The organism is Phycisphaerae bacterium, from assembly GCA_018003015.1.
Taxonomy (GTDB): Bacteria; Planctomycetota; Phycisphaerae; order UBA1845; family PWPN01; genus JAGNEZ01.
The window spans coordinates 1-20327 of sequence record JAGNEZ010000008.1; the positions used below are offsets into that span (position 1 = coordinate 1).

General features: G+C 63.3%; 12 protein-coding genes. 4 read left to right on the forward strand and 8 right to left on the reverse strand.

Going from position 1 to position 20327, the window contains the following annotated elements; genetic code table 11:
* Positions 1–179 precede the first annotated feature (179 nt).
* Positions 180–1646, forward strand: a complete 1467-nt coding sequence (locus tag KA354_05360) for a hypothetical protein (GenBank protein MBP7934060.1) — start codon at positions 180–182, stop codon at positions 1644–1646.
* A gap of 29 nt (positions 1647–1675) precedes the next feature.
* On the opposite strand, the gene KA354_05365 is transcribed toward KA354_05360, so the two are convergent.
* Entirely contained in the window at positions 1676–6418 is a 4743-nt protein-coding gene (locus tag KA354_05365) for a lamin tail domain-containing protein (protein ID MBP7934061.1), read from the reverse strand.
* A gap of 245 nt (positions 6419–6663) precedes the next feature.
* Here KA354_05365 and KA354_05370 point away from each other — a divergent pair, with 245 nt between their 5' ends.
* Positions 6664–7983: an endo-1,4-beta-xylanase gene (locus KA354_05370; protein ID MBP7934062.1), complete on the forward strand. Its 1320-nt coding sequence runs from the start codon at positions 6664–6666 to the stop codon at positions 7981–7983.
* Between the two features lie 529 nt (positions 7984–8512).
* On the opposite strand, the gene KA354_05375 is transcribed toward KA354_05370, so the two are convergent.
* From KA354_05375 to KA354_05390, 4 genes are all read right to left on the reverse strand, one after another.
* Positions 8513–9685, reverse strand: coding sequence for a DUF2961 domain-containing protein (locus KA354_05375; GenBank protein MBP7934063.1), 1173 nt, complete (start codon positions 9683–9685; stop codon positions 8513–8515).
* An 84-nt stretch (positions 9686–9769) separates the two neighbouring features.
* Positions 9770–12877: a DUF4091 domain-containing protein gene (locus KA354_05380; GenBank protein ID MBP7934064.1), complete on the reverse strand. Its 3108-nt coding sequence runs from the start codon at positions 12875–12877 to the stop codon at positions 9770–9772.
* A gap of 86 nt (positions 12878–12963) precedes the next feature.
* The gene (locus KA354_05385; protein MBP7934065.1) at positions 12964–13320 is read right to left on the reverse strand and encodes a cupin domain-containing protein; all 357 of its coding nucleotides are present in this window, start codon (positions 13318–13320) and stop codon (positions 12964–12966) included.
* Between the two features lie 21 nt (positions 13321–13341).
* Positions 13342–14052, reverse strand: a complete 711-nt coding sequence (locus KA354_05390; GenBank protein MBP7934066.1) for a Crp/Fnr family transcriptional regulator — start codon at positions 14050–14052, stop codon at positions 13342–13344.
* A gap of 117 nt (positions 14053–14169) precedes the next feature.
* Between KA354_05390 and KA354_05395 the strand changes: the two genes are divergently transcribed.
* Both KA354_05395 and hcp read left to right on the forward strand, forming a co-directional pair.
* The gene (locus tag KA354_05395) at positions 14170–15018 is read left to right on the forward strand and encodes a 4Fe-4S binding protein (protein MBP7934067.1); all 849 of its coding nucleotides are present in this window, start codon (positions 14170–14172) and stop codon (positions 15016–15018) included.
* A gap of 294 nt (positions 15019–15312) precedes the next feature.
* Positions 15313–16623: a hydroxylamine reductase gene (gene hcp, locus KA354_05400; GenBank protein ID MBP7934068.1), complete on the forward strand. Its 1311-nt coding sequence runs from the start codon at positions 15313–15315 to the stop codon at positions 16621–16623.
* Between the two features lie 112 nt (positions 16624–16735).
* Here the strand turns inward: hcp and KA354_05405 are convergent, their stop codons facing one another.
* From KA354_05405 to KA354_05415, 3 genes are all read right to left on the reverse strand, one after another.
* Positions 16736–17632 carry a DUF1571 domain-containing protein gene (locus tag KA354_05405; protein ID MBP7934069.1) on the reverse strand — a complete coding sequence of 299 codons (897 nt, stop codon included), beginning with the start codon at positions 17630–17632 and terminating at the stop codon, positions 16736–16738.
* A 441-nt stretch (positions 17633–18073) separates the two neighbouring features.
* A complete protein-coding gene (locus KA354_05410) occupies positions 18074–19159 on the reverse strand; it encodes a PAS domain S-box protein (GenBank protein ID MBP7934070.1) in 1086 nt (361 codons plus the stop codon).
* A gap of 31 nt (positions 19160–19190) precedes the next feature.
* The gene (locus KA354_05415) at positions 19191–20087 is read right to left on the reverse strand and encodes a hypothetical protein (protein MBP7934071.1); all 897 of its coding nucleotides are present in this window, start codon (positions 20085–20087) and stop codon (positions 19191–19193) included.
* Positions 20088–20327: the final 240 nt, after the last annotated feature.

Sequence of the window (20327 nt, forward strand, 5' to 3'; positions counted from 1 at the left end):
AAACCCAACCGCCCACCATCCCTCCACCGCCCCCGCCCAGCGTCCTCCGCCAAACCAGCTTCGCCGGCCCCCCAAACCCCCCTCCCCCACAATCGCCTTCTCCGCCCGCCCTTGATAGAATCCCTTCGTCCGAAGACCCAGGGGGATGCCCCAGAAAAGACCGTCAGGTGGATGGACCCATGAAGCTGGATGCGAATCTTCTCCGCGTGCTGCCGGCCGCCCTTCTCATCACCCTCACCACCCTCGGGAATCTCACCGCCTCCGAGCCTGCCACCACCAGGCCGGATGCAGCGGCCACACCCCCGCGATTCCTCATCATCGCCCCACAGCGATTCCATGAAGCCCTCAAGGAGTACACCCGCTCCAAACAACAGGCTTTCACCGTCGAACTGACCAGCCTCGAGACAGCACTCGCCGACAAGGACTCGGGCGATGATCCGGAACGGCTCAAGCGCTTCATCTACCACATCTGGAAAACCCGTGGGCTCCGCTACGTGCTCCTCGTCGGTGACGCCGACGTCCTGCCCGTGCGTTACATGGTCCTCGATCGGATCACGCCACCGGCCTTCGACTACGCGTTCTACCCCAGCGACCTGTACTACGCCGACCTGGCCAAGCCGGACATGCATTTCGAGGACTGGAACGCCAAAAAGGACGGCTTCCATGCCCGCTACTTCGGCGAGGTCCGAGGCGAAAAGAATAAGAAAGACCCCATCAACTACGACCAGATCGACTACCGCCCTGAGATTGCCGTCGGACGCTGGCCGGTCAGTACCCTCGAGGAGGTCCGCCTCCTCGCGAAGAAGTCAATGGCCTACGAAGAATCACTGCGTGGGCCTGATAAAGACCCCCGGCGAGCAGCGTTCTTTGTCGTGGGGGGATGGGTTGACGTACGCGACCGCATGAGCCGCATCGCCGCCCGGTTGCCGTCAGCCTGGGTGATCGAAAAACGATACTACGCAGACAAAGGCCAGACCGCTTCAACACCGCCACCTGATGAGAAGAACGTCGTCGACCTGCTGAACTCGGGCGTCCGGCTGGCTCTTCACGCCGGTCACGGTGAGGACCTCCACTGGAACGATTCCCTGACCGTCAACAGCATCGGCAAGATCCACAACGCCGGCCATCTGCCGATCCTGCTCTCCGCCGGCTGCCTCACCGCGAGATTCGCCACACTACCCCCCTACGAGCCGTACGTCGATCTCGAAGGACGCCCCCACGTCGGTTCGGACCACGGCGAAGTCTTCAGCGAACCACCTCTGCCGCCGGCCCCCTACCAGACCGGAGCCTACAACCGCACCAGCCTGGGCGAGCAGCTCCTGCGGGCCAAGCCGGATGGCGCTGCGGCCTACTTCGGATGCAACACCGGCAGTCAGCCGTGTGGCATGACCCTGCTGGAGGGCTTCATGGACACCTTGGCCCGCCAGGCCGATCCACGCCTCGGCGATTGCTGGGCCGGTGCGATCGCCTACTACTACGAACATGAGAATCTCGCCCGGCTCAAACCCAACAACGACTGGTATCCGCCCAGCATCTTCTTCCAGGGAATGAAGTTCATGCTCTTCGGCGATCCCACGCTGCCAATGCCCGGACGACCACCCGCCCCGGGATCGCAGCCTGCCAGCCCGAAACTGGCTCGCGAGTAGCTGCCCACGAGGGCCGCCAGATCCACTGCCTACGGCGAGTGGTTCATCCATCCCGGCGTCGGAGCCATGGCCCCCCAGGCAACTGACCCGTCGGGATAGCGACCGTAGGACACATCGGCCGCCTGCGTGCCGAAGACGATCTGGTCAACCGGGGTGACTCCGTCCACCGCGTAGAGGCCGATCTCGTCGCCGCTCTTGCTCAGTTTGAAGTTGACGTGCATCCTGCCCAGGGTCGGAAGCTCGTCGGCCCAGAACACCAGATGCCCCCCCTCAGGAATAATCACCCCTTCGGGAATGCGACCTTTGGTCGGATCAGCGAAATCGTCCGTCAGGCTCATGCCGCCCATGTCAACGGCAAAGGGGTTGGGGTTGTACACCTCGATCCAGTCCGAGTAAACACCGGGAAGATCCGGGTTCACAATCGTCGTCTCGTTGTCGGCCATGAACTCGTTGACCACCAGGGGAAGCGCCGGAACGCTGAAGACCCCTTCAACCAGGGCACTCCATTGCCCGTTGCTGTACAGCCGGGCCTTGACCGTCATGGGGCGGTCAATCACCACCGTCGTGCGAACCTTCAGCGTGCCGGTCAGTTCCAGGTCGAAGCTCAGGTCGTCGCTCGTGACCGAGCACTGGTGAACCTCGACCGCCAGAACGTTGCGGCCTCCGGCGACGCAGAAGGAAGGATCCATCGTCCCGGCGAAATACGTCGTCTCATTGGCGCCCTCCGCGCAGGTACTGGCCAATCGCCGGTAGTGCCAGCTCGACGGCATGTTGGTCGTGGCCGGCGGCGTCCGGCCATTGAGATGGATGACCGCCCCGTCATCGCGCAGGATCCTGTACTGCAACTGGGTGCATACCGCGCCCACGGGCACGTCGAATGACTTGCGGAAGTAGGTCGTCACGAACTTGTTGGAGGGGTACGGCCCGTAGCTGACCGTCGTGACCTCGTCGTGCTCCGCAGGGCTGTAACCAAACTGAGCGTTCCCTTCCTTCCAGCCGCCGTCGGCGAAATCCGTGGCCGTCCAGGCGGTGCCCTGATCGGAGCCGTCGTCCAGGTAGAGCCACCTCGAGCCGGTCGGGATGAACGTCACGTTGGACGTACTCTCGGTGGCTGTCAATGCCGCGGGCGACACCGCCCCGCCCCGCAGTCGGGGATCGCTGCCGTCGACCGTGTAGTATACGGTCCCCGAGGCGCCGCTCGGCTTCGACAGCGTCAGAATGAAACCCGCCTCGACACTCCCCCCGGTCTGGCTCAGCAGCGGCGCGGGCACCGTCGGATACCAGCCGTGGCTGGTGAGCTGATTCAATACCACGGCGTTCCGCTCCGGGAAGTAGGTGTTCATGATCCAGTTGATCTCGGGAATCCAGTGATCGTTCCGATTGAGCGGCGGATACCTCTTGGCGTCTCCCCAGCGAGCCGACTCGGCGATAATGGCCAGGTCAATCTGACTCGCGCGGGCCTGGAATCGGGCGACGTTCTCCGACACGGTCAGCGCTCCGCCGTTGAACATGTGCTTCTGCACGCGGTCGCCGAAACGCGTGCGATACTCCAGGTTGGCCGCAAGGCGCTGGTGCAAGTATTGGGGGTTGAACGCGCTGAACTCCGATCCGGCGGAGAAGGGCCCGGTCCGATCCTCGTTCACGTTGAGCAGCGTGTGCTCGTTATCATGCCTCATGAACTTGAAGCCCGACGGGTCCACGCGGTTGTAGATCGCGTACATGTTGTTGGGCCGAACGTTGCCCAAAAAGGCGGAAACTGGACCATCAAGGTCGCCGGTAAAAAACGTGAGCAGGTTGTAGTCGATGGTGTTGTCCACATCCACCAGGACCTCGTAATCGGGGTTGCGGCTGCCGTCCGGATTGAGGCCCTGCACCTTGTAGTAGGCCTCGTTCGAACTGAAGCCCGCCTGACAAGCCTGCCACAGCCGGTACCAGGCGCTCATGTTGCCGTCCGTGGCGTAGATCGTGTACGGACCTGCGTCCACCTTGACTACGTCGTAGTCGTCCGCATCCCCGCCCAGGTAGGAGGCCGCGAAGTCGGCCTGGGCCCGCTCCTGCGTCTCGAAGATACCCCAGTACTGACCGTCCAGGTACAGATGATAGTACCGGCTGCGCGTGTAGGGCTGGCCCATCGCGCCTTGCGTGTCGCGCGCAAAAAGGTCCCGGATCATGGTATTGCGCGAGTCCCCGCCAAAGCTCCAGGAATAGTTCTGGTCGGTGCGAAGGTCCATCTTCCAGAAACTGCTCACGCCTTCGGTGTCAAACAAAGGGTACTCCAGCGACTTCTGGCCGTACGCGGCCCTGAAAAACAACCGGAACGCATGCTTGGGATTGTCCCCGCTGCGGCTGTATCCGCCTCGGATCCGCAAGCCGGCGTTGATCTGGAAGCCGGGTGCGCCGTCCGGGTGGATCAACTCGACCGAGACCGGGCGCTCCCAGGCTTCGCCATCCCCCGAGGCGTGGGTGTAGATGCCCGTACTCGCATCAAACAGGTGCTTCAGGTCGGTCACCAGCGAAATGGACGGGATCGCAAGCAGGGCATCGTCGATCAGGCTGGAGTAACGCGCGCTGTTCACGATGTCCGGGTCCATGCCGTAGTCGAACACCTGGCCGCTCACCCAGCCCGAAGGCCAGCCGGCCGGGGCCTGCCCGTTCGCCGACTGGGTGACGATATCGCCCAGGAACAGGTAGGTGTGCGTCATAACCTCCGAGGGAAGCCAGTGAGGCCGGAAGCCCGCGGCCCGCACGACGCTCGTACGACCAACGGCGATCGGACCGGTGTAGAGAATGCCGCTGGCCTCCGAGGGCGTGGACCCGTCCACCGTGTACCGGATCTCCGCACCAGGAGTCGGGCAGGAAAGTCTCAGGCTGAACGGCGCGCTTCGGAAACCTCGCGCCTGGTCAAACTCCACCGGCCGAACGAAATCCACCACCCCGGGTACGTTCGGCTCACCGGGCGTCGGCTGCGGAAGATACTGGGCCAGGAAACTGTTGCTCGAGATCACCAGTTCCGGCAGGATGACGAAGTCCCCGTCCGATGCCGCGTTGTTCAGGCCGTGGACGGCCAGCACATTCCGGCCCGCCTTCAGTTTGTCCTGGCAACCGGGAAGGTTGATCTCCTCATACACCGCCGCCGCCTTGGCAGTCCGGACGGCCGTCGCCGCGGCATCCCAGGAAAGGATGCCCGGCGCATTCCGGCGAGCCACTTCCTCGCCGTTCAGAAAGGCCACGAAACCATCCCCGTACTTCATCCGCAGAGTCACCCGGGTATACCCGGCGGGATCATCAAAGTAGAACGGGACGCGCATCCACATCGAGCTGTTGACGTTCAGCATGGCCGGCCCCACGTCGGTCGCCAGATCGGCCCCCAGGCTGCCCAACGTCAAACCGCCGTTCACCGCGTCACCCACCAGCCGGAATGCGCCCGACGAGAATGCCTCGTAGTACCCCTGCGCAGCGTACAACTCAACCGACGAACTCCCGTTGTATTCGAAAAACACCAGACGCACGGCGTAGACCCCCGGCTCAGTGATGACCAAGGGAGTCAGCGTGTCGCCTTCGCTGCGCAACGCCGGATACGAGGCGGTCAGGGTCTGGGTGCCACGACTCATCGTCAACCCGAACCCGTCATCGCTGGTCACCCCGATCGTCCACTCGCCCGCGGCCGGTATGACCACCGAACCGGTGGCCAAAACAACAAAGTGATCGTAGTCCCGGGAGGAATCCAAACCTGGAAAAGGCAAGTCCCCAGCGAAATGGCCGCCTCCTCCACTGTTGACGAAATTCACGGTCGAGGCCCGAGACGTCACCACGGAGGTCCGCTTGCTCGGATCACTGATGACCGCCTCAGCCGTGGCCAGGCTGGTCACGGCCAGGTTCGCGGTGTAGACCGTCACCTCGAAGCTGGTCGGGAGCGAACTGAAGCCGAGGCCGGTCTGGCCCGTGTCCCAGGTACCGTCCGGGAAGTCCTCCGCCGTCCAGCCTTGCTCCAGAGCCGCATCCTCCGCCCTGGGAACGTGATACCAGGCCTGGGCTCGAATCGTGACCGGCCGCATGGAAAGCTGAGCCAGGCCATAGGAGACATTGGTCAGCTGCTCGGGAGCTCGGGGCGCAAAGGAGTGCAGCACCGTCTCGCCGTCAGGTAGCACCAGCGCCAGGTACTCGCCGCCCTTGTCCAGCTGGAAGCTGGTGTGCAGCGGACTGCCAGACTCGTGACGGTCTTTCCCCGAGGCAAAGACCACAAGGTACTCGCCGCGCGGTAGACCGACCGGAGGGAAAACCCACTTCCGGAGATCAGAGGGATCATCGGTCAAAAACCAGCCACCAAGGTTCAGAGCCGGCTGGCAGGGATTGTAAATCTCGATCCAATCCGGGTGGTCGCCGTCTTCATCCTCCAGGCCCGAGTCGTTGGAGGCCATGAACTCCGAGATCGCGGCCAGGGGCAGGTCCGTGCCCGGATAGGGACGCCCAGACCCCGAAAGACAAGCCCTGAAGATGGCTAGATCCTGCTGGTCAACATAGTCATGCCCCGCTAGTCGTGCATCCAGACAGGCCGGATTCGTCTGAGGAACACCGTACCCGCTGAAACACCCCTGCAGATACCCGAAATCCTCCTGGTCAACGTCCCCATCGTGATCGAAGTCGCAAGGCACACAGGCGCAGTCCCCGGCCCGCGCGATCCGGTCGGTCATGGCCACCAATCCGGCCGGAACGGCAACGACCCATAAGAACACGGCCCGATCGAGCCATTCGCGACAACCCGCTCTCCGCATCGTGATCCCTCCCGCCGAACACCCTCTCATTCGGCATCGGTCTGCGATTCCAGACAGGATGTCAGACGGTTAACCTCCGCCCCCGCCGCGACGACGCCGGGCATGGAACCAATGAGCAGTCAAAGGCAATCTGTCCAAAACGTATTCTATCGTTCAATCGATGACATGTTAAGGGCAGACTCCAGACGCCCCCGCATTGACGCCGCTATTCCCATCCGTTACTACCTCCCCAAAGGAGACTCCCCATGCTGACCTCCCTTGCCCTACTCGCGTCCCTGGCCGCCCTCGCCGCGGAGCCCTCCCCGGCCGCGCGGCAACTCCTGACCGACGCCGATGCCCGCATCCAGAAACACCGAACCGCCGACGCCGTGATCAAGCTCACACCCAAACCCGGCGAGACCCTCGCCGCCGGCACAAGGGTCCGAATCGAGCAGGTCCGCCACGCCTTCCTGTTCGGCAGCAACGTGTTCAACCTCGGTCGGCTCCGCACGCCACAAGACAACGAGGCCTACGCCCGCCGCTTCGCCGAACTCCTCAATTTCGCCACCCTGGCCTTCTACTGGTGGAGCTACGAACCCCAGCAGGGACAACCGGCCTACGAACGCTCACGCCGCGCCGCCGAATGGTGTTGGGAGAACGGCATCGTACCCAAGGGCCACCCGCTCGCCTGGAACTGGGCCGATCCTCCCTGGTTGCCCGACGACCTCCACGCGGTCATGAACATGCAGCTCACCCGCATCAGCCAATGCGCCCAACACTTCAAGGGTCAGATCCAGTACTGGGACGTAGTCAACGAGGCCACCCACTACGACCGCCCCGAACTCAAGAACAAACAGGCCGTCAAGCTCACCGCCGCCATCGCCAAGATCGGCGTCGGCCCCTACGTCCGCAAGGCCTTCCTCGCCGCCCGTCAGGCCAGCCCGCAGGCAAAACTGATCATCAACGACTATCGGCTCGACGCCGATTTCGAGAACCGCGTCCTCAAGCAGCTGGTCGACGAAAGCGGCGAGAAACTCTACGATGTCATCGGCCTGCAATCCCACCAGCACGGCGGAGCGATACCCGCCGAGACACTCTGGGCAGCCTGCGAGCGATTTGGAAAGTACGGCAAACCCCTGCACTGGACCGAGACAACCTTCGTCTCCGGCGAACAAGGTTACAACCTCGCCGAGACCCGCCCAGGCTTCAAATGGGACTCCACCCCCGAAGGCGAAAAACGCCAGGCCGAAGACGTCACCCGCTTCTACACGCTCCTGTTTAGCCACCCGGCCGTCGAGGCCATCACCTGGTGGGACTTCAGCGACCAGGGCGCTTGGCAAAGAGCCCCGGCCGGCCTGCTTCGAAAAGACATGTCGCCCAAACCGGCCTACCAGGCCCTCCTCAAGCTCATCAAAGGTAAGTGGTGGACCAAAACCGAAGCCGTCGTCGAACAGGACGGCACCCTTCGCTTTCACGGCTTCTACGGCCAATACAAGGTCACCGTCGGCGAGGGGGAAAAGGAACGCAAAGGCCTGTTCACACTCAAGCCGGGAACAGGCGAGCCAATCCCGGTCGAGCTTCAGTAAGCCTCCACCTCTCGTCACCAGCCGACTCAACGGTGACTCACGCCAGCCAGCCCGCGAGAAGACGCACCCCGCGCATCCAGGTCATCACCCTGCGCGTTAAACCCGCGGTCGCGGAACGGGCAACGTGTTCTTGCATGAGATACCCTGCTCGGTCCAGAAGCGTCCAGGCAACCTGACCGACGGAACTCATCGAGACCCGTAGACAACACGCGCCCCATACACGAAACACAAGCAAAGAAAGAAAACGACCAACGAGTGCATTCCGAACCGTCAAACCCACACGCGAGCACCCGGTCGCGTCTCCGCAGCACACCAAACCCACCGGCTGGCCGATGCCGTCGAAACCATAAGTACCGCTGGCTAGCCCGCTTCCGGACAACACCGAGCGGCTCATTGGCTTCGTTTGGCGCTGGCCCTTAAGCAGCCGACCGCAGTCAGAACCCGTTACCAGTGGACCAGGGACGCTTCCGGCCTCAAAATGCAAACAGCACAACCAACCCTTGAACCGGCACCAGCTCCGTTCCGCCGGCTACCGCGAGGCAGACCCGTTCACCGGAGGCGGATTGTCCCGCTCGAAATTGAAATCCACCCGGCGCTGGTCCAGGGGCGCCAACGGACACAGTCTCTGGTTGACACCTTCCTGGTACCAGAAAGCGACACTGCAGTAATCGTTGGCCATGTTGTTGGCATGCCCGTGCTCCAGCGAGACCCGGATCGACTTTCGAAATCGCAACGGATCCGTGAGGTAGAACCGGTACATGCCGTTCGTGCCCCACCACCGGTAGCCGCTTCGGTTCTCGACGCAATGGAACCCGGTGTAAGGACCACTGTATTCGCGCGGCGGAGAGGCCCCGCCTCCAAAGATCTCTTCCGTGCCCGTGCCGTGGATGGACGGCGGAAACTCCTCGCCATCGATGAACACCATGTCGTCGCCCTCGCCCCACCAGCCGCGATGAGCGTTGACCACGGTCAGAAAGTACCCCACGAACTGCCCGTTGCCTTCCACCTCCAGGATCGTGTAGTTCTCTTTGCCGGTCGTGTTGCGGGCCTCCTTTCCAGCCTCGACCCGAGAGATGGCCTTGGTCGGCCGCTCCCGGTTCCACTGCGCGTGCAGCCGCCCGGCTTGCCCGGCGACGCCGGCCGCATCACCGTACAACTGGTAGTCGATGTGATACCAGATCCGGGCGTTCACGCCGCCTTGGTTCTCAACCTCGATCCGTGCTCCACGACTGAACGGCATGGGCAGGTAGCAGTTGAAACCCCACGAGTTCTGGGCTTCAACTTCAAAACCCAGATTCGTCGTGAAGGCCAACGAACGAATAGGCCGGATCTGACCGTTGCTGATGCCGAACAAGTCACCCAGCGGCACTTCGATACTGGGCTTGCCCGCCCCGTCCCAATAGGCCCGGAGCACCAGCCCGCGAATCAGGTTCAGCCTCGGCACCTCCCCGGCATCGATGTAGGCCCAGTAGAAGTGCTTGACACAACCCGCCTCCTTCTCCTCCAGCAGCACCTCGGTCTTGCCGGCTGGAATCACCAGCCAGTCCGCGTTCCCCCCGGTGCGATCCCAACTCGAAGCCCGCTTGCTGCGGAAATCGCGCAGCACACACACGTCAGACAGCAGGCCGCCGTCCGCCGGCTTCAATCCCGTCTGAGCCGTGAGGATCGCGCTCGGGAGCATGAAGGATATGCCCAATACCATGCATCGATACCTGTACCTTCTCCCGACAAGCATGCCGTTCGCCTCCCTGTTCTCTATCCACGATCAACCCGTCCGTCCAACGCCTCACTTGCCGGCCAAGCCGCCCCCCAGCCGCTCGATCATCGCCGCGATCATCGCCCGACGCTCATAGATCGGCCGCGAGTCAAACGTGTAGTCGGTCATACTCGCAGTGATCTCCCTGGGAACCTGCAACAGCCTCCTGGCCTCGGCAATCCGTTCCGAGCTCGCCCCTGCCGGCTGAGCGTCCAGCCGGTTCTTCAGAATGTGAAGATAGTCCACGTCTTCAACCCCCTCCCGGAGCATCTCCCACCGAATGCTGCTCACCGGTCCGTCCAAGACCGCCTTGTCACTGCCCCCGGCAGCCGCAAGCGGAGGATACAAAAACCGCCCGTCGCCGTTGCCCCAATACAACTTCGTACCCTTCGGCGTCGAGTAGCCGCTCACGTAACCCATCGGGTCTTCATAAGGATTCTGCAGCGAATCCGGAAAGGCCGCACTGCTCGTCCAGTAAGTGCTCGACCAAATCAGAATGCCCTCAACCTGGTGCTGCCAGGTCTGCCACAGCCAGACACGCAAATCCGTGGCCGGATGATCAATGAACAAACCGCAATAAGGCGCCCGCGGACCGCAGCAGACGTACCACCAGAAATGATCTCCGGCCGCTCGCCGGCGACCGGCCATGTCAGGATGGAGATTCGGGGTCAACGGGCACCACAGGTCCACCGCACCGGCCAGAGCGTCGGCCGGCTCCTCGGTCAACATCCGCCGCAGGCCGGGCCCGTACCGGTGAATTCGCTCCATCCCCCTGCGAACGAACTCGTAGTCCTTCTCGTCCGGCTCGTCAAACCAGTAGATGTACGCCAGGTCCAGCCAACCCTTGTCCCGAAGGTGCTGTTCGAGCTGCTTGACCATGCTCGAGAACATCGCCTCATATTCCGGCGAGCCGGCCTTGAAGCCCGCGATCTCGCCCTCGTATCGCTCATGGAACGTGCCTCCGCCCATCCCGGGAATCGAGAGATTGAACGCGGTGATGTGGTTCTTCGCCACGGCCTCCGCCATCGCCGGGTCGAAGCGGGTGAAGTCGACCTTCGCACGCGGCGGCTGAGCCTTGGGCTCCCACTGAACGTCAATGCGGTCAAACAGGGTCGGATCGTACGGGCTAATCCGGTGATCGGTGAAACTCTGCATGTACTTGGCGTAGACCGCCCTCTTGTCCACGTCTGTCTTCAGACCCTGGTAGCGGAACGGATCGCCCATCGACAGGCCGAAGCCACTCTGCGTGAAGGGCTTCTCCGGCAGCGCGAAGTCCCAAACGTGCAACTGGATCGGCACCGACGCCGACCACCCCTCGGCCTTCAGCTGGACCGCCCCTTCGTAGTCGCCGGGCGACGCGTCGGCCGGTACGCGAACCAGAATCCACAGCGGCTGGTTCACACCCGCCGGCACGTGCAGCGGCCGGTCCAGCGGCGGCAGGGCGTCCGGCCAGTCGTCGGCCACACCATGGGCATCCAGAACCACCCGCACCGGATGATAGTACACCCACAGAACCTGGATGCGACCCGCGGCAATCACCGCCGGGCGACCCGTCCGAGCATCCTCGGGACCGCTCAGCCCGGAAACCGACGCGGTCAGCCCGCGCAGCTCGCTCCCGGGCCGCACCACCAGCTGGGCCGCTTCAAACTCATTCCGCGCCGCCCACAACGCCACCGCCTTGCCTTGAGCCTCAGGCACCGGCCGCGTCCGGGCTATCTTGCGGGTCGCATCGCTCCACCAAAGCTGCACAACTTCATCTCCGCCCGCCAAACGCTCGCCGTAGTCCGCAGCGTAGAGCACCGGAACTGTAACCTGCCACTCACCCCTGAACACCGGCTTTTCACCCACGACATCGAGCCGACCGGCCACCCGGCGGCCTCCGGCGATCACCGTCGGAATGCTCACCTCTCGCGTCTCGCCGGCTGGAACATCGACGCTCACACCCTCCGCCGCGGACGAGGCAGCCGGTTCCTCGAGCCTGGCCAGGGCTCGTTGCCGGGCTACCGCACCGCCCTCACCCTGCTTCGCGGCCCGGATCACACGAGAGACCCGGAAAGACCGGGCACCCAGGCCTCGGTTGGTGATCGACACCCGGACCTCCTCGCTTCCCGATGGCCGAACTGCCGGCAGCCGGTCAACACGCACAACGGCGCTCGCATCCAGCGACGTCGTCTCCACAAACTGAGTACCCCCACGCACGCCCACTGCCGGCCCATCAATCACCGCCTGGTAGTGATAGCGGTCAATCTGAACCACACCACCCCCATCCCCTCGCAGCCGGACCAGGATCTCGGTCGCCAGAAACACTTCCGATGGAAGGGTCGCTTGCACGGTCCCCTCCTTCTCGCAGGCGGCCAGCAGCCTCCATTCTTTGCCGTCCTTGCTGGCTTCGATGACACATCGCCCCCCATCGGCCACATAACAGGCGTTCACCTCGATTTGACCGGAGGTCTGATGTCGACCAGCCAACCGGTGGCCATACACAACCTCCTGCCCTTGGCCAAGCACCCAGCGATTACTGTTGAAGCCCGCAGTGAAACCGCGGATCGGGCGGCTGAAATTGCTGCTCTCCCCGCCCAGCGAAGACGTGAACGTGTACGTGTGGCCGGCAACCTCCTCCCCTTCCCCCAATTCCAGATCACCACAGTGAACATGTACCGCCTGTACCGGGGTGAGTATCGGATCGCCGATGTCGACCACGCCCTTCACCTGCCACTGCCCCAGCCGGAACCGCCGCTCGTTCGCACGTGGCGAAGCCATGAACACAAATCCGACCTCGCGGAGCTCGCCCGACTGCTCACAGGAGAAGTCCCGATTGACCCCCTCCGGCCCGGCCACCACGCACCCGCCGGGCTTCTCACCCCGCCAGATGTAGAAGAAGTCAAATCGGTAAAGCTGCCCCGGCTCGAGAGGCGCGTCCGTCACCCAGGCATTCCAGTCCGTGCCCTGTCCGCTGACCCGGAAGCCCGGCTTGCCCAGCTGACCCTCCAATGGGATCCGCTCCCCGGCACCGCCCGACAGCTTCCATTCACAGCCGGAAGACAACGACACGGCTGCCCACGCCGGCGATTCGAATGCCGCCCAGGCGCCGAGCACCCCCAACGCAACCCATCCTGTCGGCTTCCGGAATCTGCGCATCGCCACGCTCCTCTCGTCAAGCCGAATGACAAACCACCGCCGGCAAGGCTTCGTCCGCCAAGTCCGGGGACAATCGCCAAAAGGACTCACCCGCAACCGCAGGACTTTGGCGCCGGGATCAGGCAAATGAACTCGCAGTGCTCCGCCCCGGTGTTGCAGAACTGGTGCTTCTCATTCGGTGGAACGAAAACAACATCACCCGCCTTGAACGGCCGATCGCCTTCGGCGCTTTTGGCAACGCCGCTCCCCTTGAGCACGAGGACTTCATGCTCGTAATCATGCTGGTGATGAGGCGTACAGCCGCCAGGTTCGACTTCGAAATGCCGCATGTGAAAGGTCGTCGCGCCGTCGTCCGGACCGATGAGCATGCGCATCCGGGCCCCCTTGGCCCCGTCCATTACTACCGGTTCCTGTCGATGAGCCTTGATCGCTCGCACTTTCATCGTCGCACCTCAATCTGCCGGTCAGTCAAACTCGCCGGCGGGCAGGCCGGCGGCCACGTCCTCGAGCCGGGCACGGTCCATTATCCGAATCCGCTGCTGGTCCAGCAACTCGATCAGCCCGGCATCCGCCAGTCGCCGGATGGTCCGCGACAACGTCTCGCCGGTCAGATTCAGATGGCTCGCCAGATCCTTCTTCAACATGGGCAGGAGAAAAGCCTCCTCGCCGGCCGCTGCCCCCGCATGCAACAGGTGCCTCGCCACCCGCCCGGTGGAATCACGCAGCACAAGGTCCTCAAGCAAGCCCACGAAGTGCTTTACCCACCAGGCAAAAGTCTCCATGATCTGAAGACAAAGGGCGTGGTCAGCCCGCAGCAGCTGCGTCAGCCGGTCCTGGAGAATCAGCACGCAAAGCGTGTCTTCCATGGCCTCGGCCGTCGCCGGGCAGGGGAAACGCCCGATCGCCGCTACCTCGGCAAAGGTCATCCCCGGATACGCCAGGTGAAGGACGTGTTCCTTCCCGCTGGGCGCGTACTTCACAACACGAACCAGCCCCTCGGCCATCACGTAAATGCCCGGACATGGGGCACCTTCGCGGAAGATGGTCTGTCCCTTGGAAAAGCGACGGGAGATCGAAATCTCCGCCAGCTTGGCCGTCGAGGCTTCATTCAATCCCCGAAAAAGCCCACATTGCTGCAAGTAACGCTGAATGGGGGAGTTTCCGCTGTCGACCATAGCAAAACCGGAAAAAAAACGCCTCGCTTGATCCAGATCAAGGTCTGCCGGAACCGAGTGGTATATCCTTGGGCACCAGGATCGACGATTTCGCCGTCGGTTCCAGCGAGGTGAGACATGGTACGCGATATCGTGGTGATTGACGAGGCAAAGTGCGATGGCTGCGGTCAGTGCGTGACCGCCTGCGCAGAAGGAGCCATCCAGGTCATCAATGGCAAGGCCAGGCTCGTGTCCGAACTCTATTGTGACGGACTCGGCGCCTGCCTGGGACACTGTCCCCAGGGGGCCATCACCGTCCAGAAACGGGAAGCGGTCGCATTCGACGAGGCGGCCGTCGCCCAGCATCTGGCTCGCTCCGGCCGGAAGCCCCAGCCTCATTCAAGCCCGACCACTGTTTCCGCCCCGGCGGCGACCGCCCGCACCGGCTGCCCGGGAAGCCGCTTCCAGGATCTGACCGCGTCCTCCGGCCACCACCCCGGAGGCGGCTGCCCGTCTGCCGCGTTCGCTCAGTTCGAGGCAAGGCACGCCACGCCACCCCGCCCAGGCCCCCACGCCTCCGCCGAGACGCCGTCGGAACTCACCCACTGGCCTGTCCAGCTCCGCCTCCTGCCCCCCGGCGCCCCAGCCCTGCAAAAGGCACACCTGCTGCTGGCGGCCGACTGTGTACCCGTCGCCTACCCCGAATTCCACCGCAACATGCTCCGCGGCCGAGCCGTGGTCATCGCCTGCCCCAAGCTCGATGATCCGGACGGCTACGTCGAGAAGCTGACCGAGATGCTCCAGATCGGAGACATCGCCTCGATCACCGTCGCTCACATGGAGGTGCCCTGCTGCACCGGAATCCTGCGCATGGCGATCGAAGCCCGCAGCCAAAGCGGCAAGGGAATACCCCTGCACGATGTGGTCATCAGCCGCCAAGGAGAAATCCTGGCCCGCCGCGAAGTACCGTTCACCATAACGAATTGAGCACTCGCCAAACCTGTATGGGCCATGATATGATGTACTCGCAGCCGACCCAGATCCATGTGAACCAGCATCAGATCAGCACCAGCGTGCAAACACGGCCATCGGTACTGCTAACACCCGGCCGACCGCCGGGCGACGCGAGAAGCCACGAACTACTCGGGCAGATGCCTGCTGCTCAGCGGCAGGATCGACTACCTGCTCCATCTGTGGTTCTGACCAACCGGGATCCGCGACGGCGGCCTGGTCGTTTTCCATCACCCAGCCCTGCAACAGGGCGGAAAGGAGTTCGCTGACGTGTTCTGCAATCAATGTGAACAGACAGCTCGCGGAACGGGATGCACCATCACCGGCGTGTGCGGCAAAAACCCGGACATCCAGTCGCTGCAGGAAACCCTGCTGTACGGATTGAAGGGAATGGCCGCCTACGCCCACCACGCCCGCAGGCTGGGAATGATCGACGAAGAGGTCGATGCCTTTGTCGAAGAGGCCCTCTTCGCAACCGTCACCAACGTGAACTTCGATCTCGACAGCCACATCGAACTCGTCCTGGAGTGCGGCAAGCAGAACCTCCGGGTCATGCAGATGCTCGACGAAGGCCACGTCAAACGATTCGGTTCGCCGTCACCCGCCAAGGTCTACGAGGGCACCAAGGCCGGCCCTGGCATCCTGGTGACCGGCCACGACATGGTCGATCTGGTCGACCTCCTCGAACAAACCAAGGGCACCGGCGTGAATGTCTACACCCACGGAGAGATGCTCCCCGCTCACATGTACCCGGGACTCCGCCAATACCCGCATCTCGCCGGCCATTTCGGCGGAGCATGGCAGAAGCAGCGCAAGGAGTTCGCCCAGTTCACCGGCGCCATTCTCGCGACCACCAATTGCGTGCTCATCCCCGAGGCGGGCTACAAGGACCGTCTCTTCACCACCCGCGTGACCGCCGTCCCAGGCGCCACCCGCCTCAAGACGAACGATCTCTCAGCGGTCATCGCCTGCGCCAAGAAATCCCAGCCGCTGCCCCACGCCCCAGTCAAGGAATCCACCATCGGATTCCATCACTCCGTACTGCTGGGGCTGGCCGACAAGATCGTGGCCGCCATCAAGGCCAAGAAGATCAACCACTTCTTCGTCATCGGTGGCTGCGACGGCGCCGAGCCCGGCCGCAACTACTTCTCCGAGTACGCCCGCATGACTCCGCCCGATTCACTGGTCCTCACCCTGGGATGCGGCAAGTACCGCATTCGCGACAACGACTTCGGCACCCTCCACCTAGAGGGTGTCGGCCCCATCCCGCGACTTCTCGACATGGGCCAGTGCAACAACGCCTATGGGGCAATCCAGGTGGCCGTCGGACTCTCCAAGGCATTCCACTGCTCGGTGAACGACCTGCCCCTGACCCTGGTGATCTCCTGGTTCGAGCAGAAGGCGGTCGCGGTGCTCCTCACCCTTCTCTATCTCGGCGTCAAGGGCATCCGCATCGGGCCGGCCGCACCGGCTTTCATCTCGCCAAACGTGTTCAAGGTGCTCCAGGAGAAGTTCGACCTGCGTTTGACCGGCACGGACCCCGCCGCTGATCTGAAACAGGCAATCAGCCCTGCAGCCTGATCCGCCGGTTTGCCGAATCCCGGCGGCACCGATCACCATAACGAACGCGGCGGACAAGCCACATCGCTTGCCCGCCGCTCTCTCATTCCAGCCGGCCGATGCCCGGCCCGGCTTACTGAAGACCCATGCCTTCCTTCGTGAAGGTTGAGTCCGGAAGATTCACGTTGAACTTGGCGTCCACCATCTGGTAGTGACCCAGCAACACGCTCTTCGCGTCATCGGCGTACGACTGGCACAGTGTCGGGAGCAGGTGTTCCTTGTCAATATGCACGACAAGAACGCGATCGGGCCAGGTGCTCCCATCACCGGTGAAAGGCAGATGCCGCTCGAACAAAAGGGTCTCGCGACCGTCCACCTCACTCGTGCCTTTGTACGCGAAGTCACCGACCCCCTGCTCCCTCGCGAGCTTCGCGTATTTCAGCGTCAGGGCCAGCGTGTTGCGGAAGCCGAACTGGTCGATCGTCCGCCGGGAACTCCGCTTGGCGTCATCGCCATGGATCGGTCGCATGACGTAAGGCACGACCAGGCGGGCAATGGCACCGGGCTCGACCACGGCAAGCTCATTGCCGTCCTTCACCCACTGCTTCGCCACATAGAGGACGCGCGCGCACTTGTCCTGGTTCTTGATCCACTTGAAGCGAACACTGAGCGGTCGCTCGCGGAACATCACCTCGACCACCTGCATCGCACCAAGCGTATCGCCCAGACGCTCCTGCTTGCTGAACGTGCAGGTGTAGTCGCGGACGCCCCGATCGTAAACGTCCAGGAGGCTCTCAAAGAAGGCGACAGGATCTCGAGCCGCCCGGGCCTCGACGCTGCTCGCCGACACCTGAACCGCCGTGGCCGGACTGGCGAAGGCCTGCTCCGCGCGGGGCGCCACCGGCGGCGAAGCGACCATCTCCGCGTTCCGGTTTACCATCGCCCGCTGGCATTGAATCGCGAAACTCGCGGCAAGCGCCAAGCACAAGAGCACGCGAATCCGACGCTTGCTGACGTGGTGCTGAATCAAAGACCGCTCCCGATTGCTTGGACTCCCTCTCGTCTCACGGCCGGCGTCAAGTCCATTCACCGACCGCAGACCCCCTCGCGCCGTCTCCTCAACCGGCCGCAGAGCGCCGTCCTGCGCACAGCCAACTATCTATCGACTGTTAGATGGTCGCTCCTCAAACGCATTCATCTCCCGGGAACCCTTCCGCAGGCACCCTCGTCGTCCCGGCCGCAGGGCCCCAGTCCGTCAGCCCCTTCCCCAGCCACTCACATCCTAGCCGCCGGCTCCCCCGAACTCAACAGTGATCCAGCGGCAAGCTCATCTCGCTCTCCTCTCCCCTTATACACGCCACGCCGGTACCGACTGCACGCGCCGCTTATAGGACCATGCCGGTCCTATAAGCCGTGGAGGGCACCGCGCGGTCGTTACCCTCAGGGAGCTTCGGCAAGGGTGGAAGTTACCCTATGCGGCCGGTGTCTTGGATTGGCAGGGCAGCCGGACGGAGAAAGTCGTTCCGCTCTCGGGGGTTGAGCAGAAGGTGACGCTTCCCCCCAAGTCACGGACGATGCCGTGGACCACCGCCAAACCGAGACCAGGATGGTCGGCGGAGCCCGTCGCATCGAGTCCCTTGGTCGTGAAGAACGGCTCGAAAACTCGCGTCAGCTGGTCCTCGGGGATGCCTTGGCCGGTGTCGCTGACGCGCAGGACGAACTCCCGCCCGTTCGCCGCCGGCTCCAGTCCCAGGGTCAGCACCCCCCCATTGGGCATCGCTTCCGAGGCATTCGCCGCCAGGCAGTCGAGTATTGTGGTCAGCTGTTTGGCGGGCAACTCGGCATTGACTGGCTGGAGGTGGGACCTGATTTCAACCTTGCGGACCGCGGCGACGGCTTTCACCGACTCGAGGAAACGGGTGACGATCGTGGTGACGTTTTCCGGCGGACTGTGGCTGTGGTCGCCTTCGGCAAACGCGAGCAGGCTGCGTGTTAACACGCTTGCCCGGTTGAGGATGGGAACGATGGCCCGCAGCGTGCGTTGCAGGACCTGCGGATCGGTACTGTCTCGGGCGAAGTCCACCGAAGTGATCAGGCCGCAGAGCAGGTTGTTGAAGTGATGACTGATTGCCCCGGCCATTGTACCCAGGGCGGCCATCTTGCGGCTCTGGGCCATGCTGCGTTCAGCCTCGATCCGGCGGGTGACGTCACGAATGTGGATGGTCACGCCGGCATGGTTTCCCTTCGTGTTGATGATCGGCGACACGGTGATGGCCAGGTACACGGCGTGGCCGGCCGCATCCCGAAGAGGGAACTCGAACTCGGTAACCTCGCCGGACTGGAGTGTACGGCCGATCAGTCGTTCGGCCAGTTCCCGCCGCTCATGGGGCACGATCGAAGCGATCGGCTGGCCGTACATTGACTCCGCCGATCCACCGAAGATGCGTGTGGCCGCACGATTCCAGAAGCGAACGTGCAGGTTGGCGTCGGCCGCGATCATGGCGACACCGGCGTGCAGGCAGGCATCTCTCAGGAACTCGTCGCTGACTGGCTCCATTGTTTTCGGCCACCTCTTCCTGGGCCAGGCTCTACTTCGGCTTGGCAGGCTCCACGTCGCCGCCACCGTTCAACACCCTGGGCGTGATGACGTACAGGGCCTCGAAGCGCTGCCCGTCCACCTCCTCGCACAGCAGCAGCGAACCCGGGAGATATCCTCGCTGTGCGGCGGCTGATGGTCCGATAGCCAGGAAGTGTTCCGGCCTGATGGTCAGCCTGACGGACAATTCGCGGAAGGGCCGAGACGGCGGATCGATAGGCGGCGGTTGCGGCCAGCTCAGATCGAAGGCGGGGGACGTATCGACTCGCTGCATGCGGATCTCGGGCATCACGTCCACGATCACCGTGTTCGCCTCAGCGCTCGAAAGGCCGTACTCCAAACGGAGCACGTTTGTGCTCCTGGGGAAACTCGCACCGGGCATGGTTCCATCCGCTCGATAGAGGAACATAGTCTGATCTCTAGGGGATTGCTCGAGATCGATGATGAGCGGCAGGCCGTTGAAGACCGCCTTGTGCCGATCCACCACTTCCACCCTCTCCGCGTCGAGGATTGCCTTGATCTGCGGCCAGTCCTCGGCTTTGCCCACGCCCACCCGAATCCCGTTCCGCTGCAGGAGCCGCTGCATCGGGATGGACACGACCTCCTCGTTGATTGGATTCCAGATCTTGCCGGATTGGCTGAAGGTGCCGATAGGAGCCCGGATGCGAAGGATGCGGAAGTCGATGCTCTGGAGTATCACCGGCCGGCGAGGTGCGTCCTCCGATGTCGCGGGGAGTTCAGCCGTCTCCAGCGGGGTGGGCACATCATCAGCCGGACGGCTGGCGACGGCCGGGCCTTGCTCTGCCTCCTCGGGAGCGGGCAGGACGCTCGAGAGTGGCTGGAACGGGGCTGGGGTCGGTCCCTTGGCGTCTTTGCAGCCCGAGGTCACGACGACAGCCAGGACGGCCGCAGCGGCGCACCACCGTCGGCTCGCGTGCCCCCGAGTTCGAGGTCGACCCGATTGCGCAGTGGATCGAATGGCCTGCACGGGCCCACCGGGATGTACGGAACGAAGAGTGTCTCGAAACAACAAGCCATGAGATTAAGCTTGTCAAGGGCTTATGTCAATGGAGCGAAGCCGCAGGCGTTCAATGACCAGCATGACAGAAGGACAAGGCCGCGGGATCGA